Genomic DNA, 10,442 nt, shown 5'->3' on the forward strand with positions numbered 1-10,442 from the left:
GCTGGAACCCATGAATCGTCACGACATCCGGAGCCGCCCATACCTTAACGGAGGGGCATTTCATGAAAGGCTTATTGATAGCTGTCGGCATCCTTTTGGTTCTTTACGTCGCTGATCAGCACTTCAACCACGGTCAATACACCGACGCCGTCCAGCGTATGACGGCTCAGATGAGACATTCCTTCGGAGTGTAAGGCCGCCTCAGTTGGCGGCTCTTCGATTCATAGAATGCTCCGAGAGCGGATGGGTGTGGAGGGAGATTGAGACGCGACCGCCGCGCGAAGCGCGCCGCTGCGCCGAGTACAGCTTCATAGCGCTGGCGGCGGTATCGTTTGTAGGCGCTCATCGTAGGCGTCGGCGATCTGTTGATCACTGAACAGTGGGATCAGTTTCCGATATTCTTCGACGGTCTCCCTTGGCCTGCTATCAAGTCCGGACCTACTTCTATCGGAGTAGCTATTTCTGCGGAATTGCCGCGATTGCGAATGGAAGTAGGATTTTCGCTGCCGGTTATTTTATTAAGATCGGCATTTCAGAATGTTTCCGGTTAAGGGGCCGTCTCGCAACACGGCCCCTTTTCGTTTGGCGCGCGCGGCCCTGGGGAAATCTGAGCGCTCATTTACATATGCAAATGCCCATCACGCGAGCGGCAGTCTTAGTGGCCTTGGGAGTGTCCAGAATCGTTCCCTTACCCCACGGGCGCTCCTCGGCCTCAGCTCCCTGCCGGCCGCTGAGGCCGTTTGCTGAGGTAAGGCCGGGCTTGCGTTCTCGGAGGGGCGTTTCAGGCGAACAGGTCCTTCCCGGGCGGAAGTATCCTCACGAATGTCCCGCTCTCGTGGGTACTCGAGCCAGCCGTTGCTCGGCGGGAGACGCTGCAATGAAATCGTGTCGCTCACCAATCGAATCGGACCGAGTACCGCTGCTTCAGCCGCAGTTCGGTGGTCTTTGCCGATACGAGGACCTGCTCAGGGTCATCGCCGTCACGCAACACGGCCACCAAGGTCCAATCAGTACCGGAGGGGTTAATTTCGACGTGGCAGACATGCTCTCCGCCCGGGAGACTGCGGAGCTCGCGCAGAGCGATGAGTTCAAGATCTTTGGCGCACACCATTGTCACGGGCACGGGAGTGCTCCTGGCCTCTCATCCCGGGATCAACTCGGGTTGCCCCGTGCTGTTCCTTTCGATGCCGTGACGCAGGAAGCTGGCCGGTCGGATGACGCTGCGATCGATCCGGCAAACGAGCTCGCCGAGCAGGCCAAGGAATCCTATGCGAGCCAGCAGAACGGCATCTCTGTGACGGCTTGTCATCAGGCCTGATCCTCTCGAGCTGCCCGGCGCCCTAATCGGCGTCGGTTCACGTTCGGTGAACGCCGAACGGGTGTCATCTTCCGTCTTAGTGGTCTCGGCTCCGCTTTTCTCCAGCTCCGCCTCAAATCGCTTTTGCCGCGATCTGGCAATCAGGCCGGCCAGCACCATCACGAAGCCTGTAGCGATCATCGCATAAGGGGCCAAGTTCTTCAGCGAGACCGAAGCCAATTGGTTCACTCGAAGCTCCGCGCCATCGTCGGATGCGACCTTGATCCAGTGCAGGAAGCGCTCGCCGCGGTAGGGGAGGAGGTCGCCGGGCGACGCGAAGTCTCTTTCGTATCTGGTGCGGTTTCTGGTGCGGACGTCGCGCTAGGGGCAACGAGAACCCGCTAAGACATTGATCTCATTGGTGGGCTCGGCAGGACTCGAACCTGCAACCAGACCGTTATGAGCGTAGAAAAGGCAGCCGCTTCGTTATCGAGAATTACGAAGTGTCGCGCGTCCCTTCTTGCGGGGGGAGGGCGAATTCGTCGTCAAAGTTCGCTGATCCTCCTGAAACTTGAGGGTCGCTTTGACATGTTCAGCGAGCTTCACTGCACGATCCGCGTTCGACGCGAGACGCGACAGCAATTGAGATAGCGTCTTGAACTCCTCGCGCGTCAGCATCCCAAACAGCGCATCATTGACGGGGCGTTGCAGGGTGGCAAGACGGATCAATAGACTCACGCCGTGCTGGGTGAGTGCAAGCTGCACGCGCCGTCGGTCTTCCGGATGCGGGCTCTTCTCGAGGAGGCCGTCGGAAACGAGCTTGTTGACTTCATTGGTGACGAAAGTACCGCTCAGATACAGCCGTTCGGCGACCTGATTGACACCCATCGGCTCTTCCGCTGTCGAATTCTTGATTGCGATCAGGATCAGATACTGAGTGGTCGACAGATCGACGAAGCTCGCGAATATTTCGCGGCAGGCTTCAAGGCTGCGCCCGAACGCGAAATAGTCGTAGAGAAGGCCGCGAAGCGTTCGGTCTCCCTCCTTGTCGAGCAGTTCGGGCTTCGACGCTGTCAGAAGCGCTTCGGTCACGGCCGTTCTCCCTGCGAAATCATAGTCTTGCGAACTTGCTAGGAAGCACGCATGGGCGCGCTCAGCAAGGGGGCTTGACATTGTCAGATAGCTTTGTCAGAAAGGTATCTGACAACTATAAATCAGGGTCGAAGCAGCGAGGCAGGCGTCCCATGGAGGACCGCGCATTCAGGCGAGTGTTGGGAGAATTCGCGACCGGCGTTGCTGTGGTGACCGCGCGCGGCCAGGGCGAAGAACTCATTGGCATGACCATGAGCTCGTTCAATTCCGTCTCCCTCGACCCACCGCTGGTCCTGTTCAGCGTCGACCGCAAGGCAAAAAGCCTGCCCGCAATGCTCGAAGCTAAAGGCTTCGCCGTCAACATCCTCGCCCGCGATCAAGAGCATATCTCAAACCAGTTTGCGCGCGCTCTCTCCAACAAGTGGGATCAGGTCAAGACTTCAGTCGGTCATGCCGAGGCGCCACTGATATCGGGGGCCTTGGCTCATTTCGAATGCGCGCCATTCGGAAGCTACGACGGCGGCGATCATGTGATCTTTGTCGTCCGTGTGGTTCGCCACACCGCGCGCAATGAGCCGACTGCGCCATTGATCTTCTTTCGGGGCCGCTATCGCGACCTCGTCGACGAAAGCGAGCGCGAGCCGACCTGGCCGCTTCCCATTCACTACTAGTTTCGAACCGGAGAACCGCGATGCGCAGTGCAAAGGAATATCTGTCTGGACTGAGGGACGGGCGGACGATCTACATCAACGGGGCTGCGGTCGGTGACGTGACTGCTCATCGCGCCTATCGAAATCTCGCCAAGTCGATGGCCGGGCTGTTCGATTTTGCGAGCGCCAAGGAGAACGTCGATCTCATGACGTTCGAGACCGATGCCGGACGTGCCAACCGGATTTGGCAGCTTCCGACATCCTATGCTGACCTCGTCGAGCGGCGGAAGGCACTAGAAGCATGGTCTGCGCTGCACGCTGGCTTCATGGGCCGTGCCCCGGACCATGTCGCGTCGTGCATTTCCGGTCTGTACATGGGGCTCGACGTCTTCAAAGCGTACGATCCGGCTCGAGCGGGTGCACTCGAGAGCTACTACCGCTATGCCCGGGACAAGGACCTCTACCTTACCTACGTCATCATCAATCCGCAGGCCGATCGTTCGAAGGGGGCAGCCGAGCAGGCGGATCCGTTCCTCACGGCCGGTGTCGTTGATCGCGACGCAGAGGGGATCACCATTCGCGGCGCCAAGATGCTCGCCACGGGGGGGGTGGTCGCCGACGAAGTCTTCGTGACGACCATCCAGCCGATGCGTCCAGGTGAAGAACGCTACGCGATGTCCTTTGCGATCCCGATGAAGTCGAAGGGCCTCAAGATGCTGTCACGCAAGTCCTACGAGGACGCAGCCGGCGCGGTGTTCGACAACCCGTTGTCGAGCCGCTTCGACGAGAACGATTCTGTTCTCTATTTCGACGACGTGAAGGTTCCCTGGGATCGCGTTTTCATCGAGGGCAACGTCGAAATGTGCCAGAAGCAGTTTCACGCCACGCCCTGCCACGTCTATCAGAACTATCAGGCGATGGTGCGTCTGAGCGTGAAGCTCAAGTTCCTGGCCGGCCTCGCGCATCGCACCGCCGAAATGAACGGCGTCACTCAGTTCCCGCAGGTGCGCGAGATGCTCGGTCAGCTCGCGGCCGAAACCGGCATGGTCGATGCGCTGGTCGCGGCGATGGAGGCCAAGGGAACGCTGATCGGCCCCTACTTCATCCCGGATCGGCACACGCTCTATTCCGCTCAGGTGCTGACGCAACAGCTCTACGCACACATCATCACTACGCTGCGTGAACTCGCCGGTGGCGGCATGATCATGCTGCCTTCATCGGTCGCCGACTTCGAGAACCCCGAGATCGCGGCCTTGATCGGCAAGACTCAGCAGTCGCCGAAGGCCAATTCGTATGAGCGCGTGAAGTTCTACAAGCTCGCCTGGGACGCAGTCGGATCCGAGTTCGGCTCCCGCCACCAGCAATACGAGATGTTCTATGCGGGCGCGACCTTCGTTACGAAGGGACATTCCTATCGCACCTACGATTGGGCCGGCGCTGACCGGCTGGTCCAGACGATGCTCGATTCCTACGACCTCAACGGCGTTTCGATCGCCAGCAAAGCCGCCTGATCCAACGGAGACAGCACATGCCCGTCAACAAGAAGCACGACGAATTCTACACGCTCGACATGACTACCGGTTGGGAAACGCCCGCAGGCTATCCGGCCGGCATCCAGCAGAAGATCATTGCGGGAGGGCTCGACGAGGAGAAGCGCCGCGGGACTCGAACCCGGCTGCTGCGTTTTGCCCCTGGCGTCTACACGACCGCACCGTTTTCGCACGAGTATTGGGAAGAGGTCTATCTCGTCTCGGGCGACTTGATCGTCGGCAATGACGAGAAGGGCGAGGGCGGCAAGGGCTTTCCGCCGAACACCTATGCTTGCCGACCGCCGCACGCACCCCACGGTCCGTTCAAGTCAGTCGGGGGCTGCCTGCTTCTCGAGATGCATTACTTTGATCCGGTGTGAGCCGAACGGCTGTGCTGCGCATTCAAAAAATTGCGTTGAACAAAACTGAAAGGGGGAGTCATGAGTTTCCGGATCGGCTTGTCGGCAGTTGCTATCGCATTGGGGCTTGTTGCGACACCTGTTGCCGCACAGGAGAAGCCCTCGACGCTGGGGCTCGGCATATTCACGTTCACGTCTGGGCCCGCCGCAGCTTATGGCATGCCTGGCAAGAACGCGGCGGACCTGATGCTCGAGGAGATCAACGCCAAGGGCGGCATCGGCGGCGTACCTGTGAGCGCCACCTACGTCGACGAGGCGCAGGGCGCTCAGGGCGTAATTGCCGAGTATCGCCGCCTTGCCGGCGAGCCCAAGAACCAGGTGATGGTGGCCGCACTGTCGAGCGCGAATTGTCTGGCGCTCGCGCCGATCGCGGAGCAGCTTGAGGTCCCCACCGTCGGCTGGAACTGCGACACCCATCAACTCCTGCTGGACGGCAAGAGCAAATATGTCTTCCGTCCCAACGGCAATACCGTGCCAGAGTTCGTCGCCTATGCGATCTACCTGCTCGATCGCAAGCCTGATGTGAAGACGGTCGCGATTATCAATCCGGACTATGCGTTCGGTCACGACGCGGCGACGATTTTCAAGGCGGCGTTGAAGGCGCTGAAGCCCGATGTCGAGGTTGTCGCTGAGCTCTATCCCAAGCTCAGCTCGCCAAACTATCAGACTGAGATATCCCGCCTCGCCACGGCGCATCCCGATGTCGTCTTCTCCAATCTGTGGGGCGCCGACCTCGAGAATTTCGTGCGACAGGCCACGCCGCGCGGGCTGTTCACGTCCAGCCAGGTGATCCTGGCGCTCGGCGAGACCGTACTGCAGCGTGTTCCAATGCCCGATGGCGTCATCGTCGGGGTGCTGGGCGACGGCTGGTGGATGTCGCCCGATGCCAAGGAAAATGTGGAGACCGTCAAGTTCGCGGCCGCTTACAAGCAGCGGTTTGGCGAGTACCCGGTGTTCCCGTCCATCAAGATGGCCAACACGCTGATCTACGTGAAGGCCGCCTATCAGGCCGCGATGCAGAAGAACGGCGGCAAGTGGCCGACGCGTGCAGAGATCGCCGACGCGATGAAAAGCAGCAATGTCGCGACTCTGACGGGCACGACGCAGACCCGCGCGGACAATGACGGCCTGGTCGACCAGATCGTCGGCGTCACCATGAAGTCAGAGGGGCGGTCATTCCCCCTGATCAGCGACATGGCGCGGTACAAGGGCAATAGCCTGATGCCGCAGCCGGGACAGGATCCGATCGCATGGGTCTCAACGCTGAAGCCGGAGTTCGCGAAGACCCTGCCGAAGCCCGGAAGTTACAAATAGGCGACCGATCGTCGCTTCCTGTCTTCTCCGTCCTGCAAGGCGCAAGCCCGATGTCGACTACAATCATCCCCTTGCTGCTGGACAGCCTGGCCAGCGCCGCGTTGATCTTCTTCGCGGCGGTTGGCCTGACGCTCGTCTTCAGCGTGTTGCGCGTCCTCAACGTCGCTCACGGCAGCCTTTACTCGATCGGCGGCTATGTCGCGGCTTCAGTCTGCCTGTTCATCGCGAGCCGGCAGCTCAATCCCTATTTGTCGTTCGTTGCGTTGCTGTTCAGCGCAGTTTTCGTGGCCGCGATACTTGGTCCACTGATCGAGCGCAGCCTGGTCCGTTGGACCTACGGCAAGTCCGAAGCGGTCCAGATCTTGATCACGTTCGGGCTGTTTCTGATCCTCGAGGATCTCCAGCGCCTGGTCTTCGGCGTGCAATCCCTGTACGAGGACTCGCCGATGCGGTTGCTCGGCACGTCGAGCATCGGTGGCGTCGTCTATCTAAACTACCAGATCCTGCTTGTCGCGATGGCGGTTCTCGTCGTTGTCGGCCTGCGGCTTTTGATCAACCACACGCGGCTTGGGCGCCTGATCACGGCCGTCGTGACTGACCGCGAAATGGCGCAGTCGATCGGCATCGATACCAACCGGATATTCATCCTGGCGTTCTCGCTCGGCGTGTTCCTTGCGGCGCTGGGAGGGGCTCTGGCGACGCCGACGTCGGGCATCGCGCCGGGGCTCGGAGCCGATACCATGGTCCTCGCATTCGCGGTGGCGGCGATCGGCGGGCTCGGACAGATCGAGGGAGCCGCGGTGGCCTCGTTGATCGTTGGTTTCGCGCGCGTGCTCGCGATCTATCTCGTGCCCTCGCTGGATGCGGTTGCGCCCTATGCGGCGATGCTTGCCGTGCTTCTGATCCGCCCCTACGGCCTGTTCGGATCGGTCACGGCGCGGAGGATATGATGCGGATCATTCTGGCCGCTGCTGCGGTAGTCATGCTCGCTGCGCTGGCTTTCGCCGCGCCCTGGCTTCAATTCGTTCTGACGCTTGCGATCGCCAAGGGTTTTGCGGCGCTCGGTGTCGCAGTGTTGCTACGCGCCGGGTTGATCTCGATCGGCCATGCGATGTTCTTCGCAGCCAGCGCCTATGGCGCGGCCTTCCTTGCGCGCGCCGGCATCAACGATCTCGGGTTGCTCCTGATCCTCTCGGTGCTGGTCTCTGCACTGATCGGCGCGATCGCCGGATCGTTCCTTGTCCGCTATCGCGCGATCTTCTTCGCCATGTTGAACCTCGCCGTCTCCATGGTGTTCTACGCGCTGTGCGCCAAACTCTACGGCGTCACTGGCGGAACGGACGGACTGCCGGTCCCGATTCCCGCGGTTTTCGGTATTGTGTTCGCTGAGCCGGTGTTCAAGAGCATCCTGTTCTATCTCAGTCTGACGCTGATGGTGCTCGTCGGTCTCGCCGTCCATCGGTATCTCGATAGTCCACTGGGGCATGCGCTGTCTGCTGTCCACAGCAACGAAATCCGGCTTGAATATCTGGGCATCCCGGTCTGGGCGGTTCTGCTGATCGCCTACACCATCTCCGCGGCGCTCGCGGGTCTTGGCGGTTCAATCGCCGGTTTTGCGATCGGCCGCGTGGTTCCTGACTTCGCATTCTGGACAGCATCAGGGCATCTCGTGCTGATCGCCGTGCTCGGTGGTATTGGCGGCGTGCCCGGAGCGTTCATCGGAGCGCTCTTCCTCGAATTGCTGCACAGCGCGGCCGTAACCGTGACGGATGCCTGGAATATGTTCGTGGGCATCACGCTGATCGTCGTGATCATGTTCATGCCGCAGGGCATCTACGGATTGTTTGAGCGCAAGGAGGCTCAGAGCTCATGAGCCGTCCCATCCTGGAGGCCAAGAACCTCCGCGTCGCATTCAACGGGGTCAAAGCGGCCGACGGGGCAAGCATCGCAATCCACGATGGCGAGTTCCTCGCCATCATCGGTCCGAACGGATCGGGAAAGACGACGCTGCTCAACATCTGCACAGGCTATATTCGTCCAATTTCAGGCAGCGTTCTACTCGATGGCAACGACATCACCCGGATGTCGCCGCGTGCTATTGCCCGACGCGGCGTCGCGCGCGCCTTCCAGATCCCGCAACTCTTCTCCGCGCAGCGCGTGGTCGATAACATGATGCTGGCACTGGCCGCGAAAGACGGGCTGTGGAGTGCGATCCGGCCACTTGAAACAGCGGAACGGCGCGACGAGGCAAAGGCCTTGCTCGAGTTGGTCGGGCTCGACGGCGATGCCGATCGGATCAGCAGTACCCTGCCTGAAGGTCATCGTAAGCTTCTCGATATCGCAGTTACCCTGGCGCTCAAGCCGCGGCTCCTTCTGCTGGACGAGCCAACCAGCGGCGTGAGTGCGCTGGAGCGCTTTCCGCTTATGGAGGCGTTGATGAGTGCGTTACGCCAGCGCCGCATCACAGCGCTTTTTGTCGAGCACGACATGGACGTGGTGGCACGTTATGCAAGCCGTGTCCTGGTGTGGAACGCCGGAAATATCATGGCCGAAGGGCGGCCCGACGAGGTGTTTGGCAACGCGCAAGTCCGCGAACGCGTCGTGGGAGTGGCCTGATGCTCAGTGTCGACAAGGTCAGCGTCTCGATCGAAGGCGTGCGTGTGCTACGCAAGGTCAGCTGCGACATCGTCGCGCGAAAGACGACGGTGTTGATTGGCCGCAATGGTGCCGGCAAGACAACGACGCTTCGCGCGATCATGGGGCTCATCCCGCGCGACGAGGGCTCGATCCGCCTCGATTCCGACGATCTCGCCAGGATGCCGGCCCATACCCGCGCCCGGGCCGGCATAGGATATGCCCCGGAAGATCGCCGACTGATACCGGAGCTGAGCGTCGAGGAGAACATCCGTCTTCCGGCCCTGGCGCTCAACCTCGACAAGGCGGAAATTGCTCGCAGGCTGGACGAAATCTATATGCTGCTGCCGGAACTGCATGTGATGCGGTCCCGACCCGCGGGCGGTGTTTCCGGCGGGCAGGGCAAGATGGTTGCGTTAGGCCGTGCGCTGACGGTGGCGCGCAAGGTCCTGTTGCTCGATGAACCGTTCCAGGGCCTGGCGCCGGCCCTCGCACTCGAATACGCGCGGACGCTCGGCGAACTGCGCAAGCACCGGCCCGAACTCGCCTTGCTGATCACGGAATCCTCTCCGGTTCTGCTCGACCGCATCGCCGATCGCACATTGCAGATCGAGCGTGGCGAGATTCTTGTTCCGTCTAACCAAGGATGACAAAGCCCATGTTCATGAAGTTTGACCGCATCGCGAAGAATCGGACCGATCACGTCGGGGTCGAAATCGAATCGCTTGTGATCGCGGGTTGGGCGGGCAGCGATGCAGCGGCGATCGAGCACCATATCGAGGAGCTCGCCGCGCTCGGAATTCCGCGCCCGTCGACGACGCCGCTCTACTACCGTGTCGCAGCCCAGACACTGACGCAGGCGGATCGCCTGACGGTGCTTGGTCCGGACAGTTCCGGTGAGGTCGAGCCCGTGGTGGTCGCGATGGCCGATGGACTCTGGATCGGAATCGGATCTGACCATACCGATCGCAAGGCGGAAGCTACGGGGATCGCACTTTCGAAGCAGCTTTGCGGCAAGCCGATCGGCCTACAGCTCTGGTCCTACGCCGATGTCGAACCGCACTGGGATGACCTGGTCCTTCGCTCCTGGGCGATCATCGACGGCAAGCGGGTTCTCTATCAGGACAGTCCTGTCTCGTCGCTCAGAACGCCGCGCGATCTCATTCGTCGCTATGCGAATGCCGATCTGCTTCCTGCCGGGACCTTGATGTTCTGCGGGACGCCGGGTGCGATCGGCGGAATTCGCCCGGGGACGCGCTTTGAAATGGAGCTGAGCGATCCGGTTCTCAAACGGTCCCTGACCCACAGCTACGATATTAACGTCCTCCCGGTTATCTCTTGACCGCCACCTCCGGTGAGGAGTTTCGACGAATGACGTCAGCATCCGATCAATCCCAACCCACCGCCGCGGTACGATTGGAGGCCGCGCTCGCGCTCGCGAGCTCATCGGGTGCCGAGAGTACCTTCACCGCCTTGTTCGCTGAGAGTGCCCGCTGCGAGGCTGAAG

General features: G+C 60.9%; 12 protein-coding genes. 9 read left to right on the forward strand and 3 right to left on the reverse strand.

The genetic code is table 11. The features are described from left to right. Positions 1 to 892: 892 nt before the first annotated feature. The 3 genes from H8B02_RS40420 to H8B02_RS40430 form a co-directional block, all read right to left on the reverse strand. Positions 893 to 1,123, reverse strand: a complete 231-nt coding sequence (locus H8B02_RS40420; protein ID WP_229171274.1) for a hypothetical protein — start codon at positions 1,121 to 1,123, stop codon at positions 893 to 895. Positions 1,124 to 1,141: 18 nt separating this feature from the next. Beyond that, complete coding sequence (locus tag H8B02_RS40425; protein WP_229171275.1) at positions 1,142 to 1,546, reverse strand: hypothetical protein; 405 nt, start codon at positions 1,544 to 1,546, stop codon at positions 1,142 to 1,144. A gap of 237 nt (positions 1,547 to 1,783) precedes the next feature. Continuing rightward, a complete protein-coding gene (locus H8B02_RS40430) occupies positions 1,784 to 2,389 on the reverse strand; it encodes a MarR family winged helix-turn-helix transcriptional regulator (RefSeq protein ID WP_229171276.1) in 606 nt (201 codons plus the stop codon). 152 nt (positions 2,390 to 2,541) lie between these two features. Between H8B02_RS40430 and H8B02_RS40435 the strand changes: the two genes are divergently transcribed. From H8B02_RS40435 to H8B02_RS40475, 9 genes are read left to right on the forward strand one after another with little or no spacing between them, the layout of a single operon-like run. Next, positions 2,542 to 3,060: a flavin reductase family protein gene (locus tag H8B02_RS40435; RefSeq protein WP_229171277.1), complete on the forward strand. Its 519-nt coding sequence runs from the start codon at positions 2,542 to 2,544 to the stop codon at positions 3,058 to 3,060. A gap of 20 nt (positions 3,061 to 3,080) precedes the next feature. Continuing rightward, positions 3,081 to 4,550 carry a 4-hydroxyphenylacetate 3-hydroxylase family protein gene (locus tag H8B02_RS40440; RefSeq protein WP_229171278.1) on the forward strand — a complete coding sequence of 490 codons (1,470 nt, stop codon included), beginning with the start codon at positions 3,081 to 3,083 and terminating at the stop codon, positions 4,548 to 4,550. Positions 4,551 to 4,567: 17 nt separating this feature from the next. Beyond that, positions 4,568 to 4,948: a cupin gene (locus H8B02_RS40445; protein ID WP_229171279.1), complete on the forward strand. Its 381-nt coding sequence runs from the start codon at positions 4,568 to 4,570 to the stop codon at positions 4,946 to 4,948. A gap of 60 nt (positions 4,949 to 5,008) precedes the next feature. Then, positions 5,009 to 6,301, forward strand: coding sequence for an ABC transporter substrate-binding protein (locus H8B02_RS40450; protein WP_229171280.1), 1,293 nt, complete (start codon positions 5,009 to 5,011; stop codon positions 6,299 to 6,301). Positions 6,302 to 6,351: 50 nt separating this feature from the next. After that, positions 6,352 to 7,251: a branched-chain amino acid ABC transporter permease gene (locus tag H8B02_RS40455; protein ID WP_229171281.1), complete on the forward strand. Its 900-nt coding sequence runs from the start codon at positions 6,352 to 6,354 to the stop codon at positions 7,249 to 7,251. Next, positions 7,251 to 8,174, forward strand: a complete 924-nt coding sequence (locus H8B02_RS40460; protein ID WP_229171282.1) for a branched-chain amino acid ABC transporter permease — start codon at positions 7,251 to 7,253, stop codon at positions 8,172 to 8,174. Before H8B02_RS40455 ends, H8B02_RS40460 begins: the two co-directional genes overlap by 1 nt. Next, positions 8,171 to 8,917, forward strand: a complete 747-nt coding sequence (locus tag H8B02_RS40465; protein WP_229171283.1) for an ABC transporter ATP-binding protein — start codon at positions 8,171 to 8,173, stop codon at positions 8,915 to 8,917. The genes H8B02_RS40460 and H8B02_RS40465 overlap by 4 nt, the downstream gene beginning before the upstream one ends. Next, complete coding sequence (locus tag H8B02_RS40470; RefSeq protein ID WP_229171284.1) at positions 8,917 to 9,585, forward strand: ABC transporter ATP-binding protein; 669 nt, start codon at positions 8,917 to 8,919, stop codon at positions 9,583 to 9,585. Before H8B02_RS40465 ends, H8B02_RS40470 begins: the two co-directional genes overlap by 1 nt. An 8-nt stretch (positions 9,586 to 9,593) precedes the next feature. After that, the gene (locus H8B02_RS40475; RefSeq protein ID WP_229171285.1) at positions 9,594 to 10,277 is read left to right on the forward strand and encodes a DUF2848 domain-containing protein; all 684 of its coding nucleotides are present in this window, start codon (positions 9,594 to 9,596) and stop codon (positions 10,275 to 10,277) included. Positions 10,278 to 10,442 lie beyond the last annotated feature (165 nt).

It is taken from the genome of Bradyrhizobium altum (assembly GCF_020889705.1).
Classification (GTDB): domain Bacteria; phylum Pseudomonadota; class Alphaproteobacteria; order Rhizobiales; family Xanthobacteraceae; genus Bradyrhizobium; species Bradyrhizobium altum.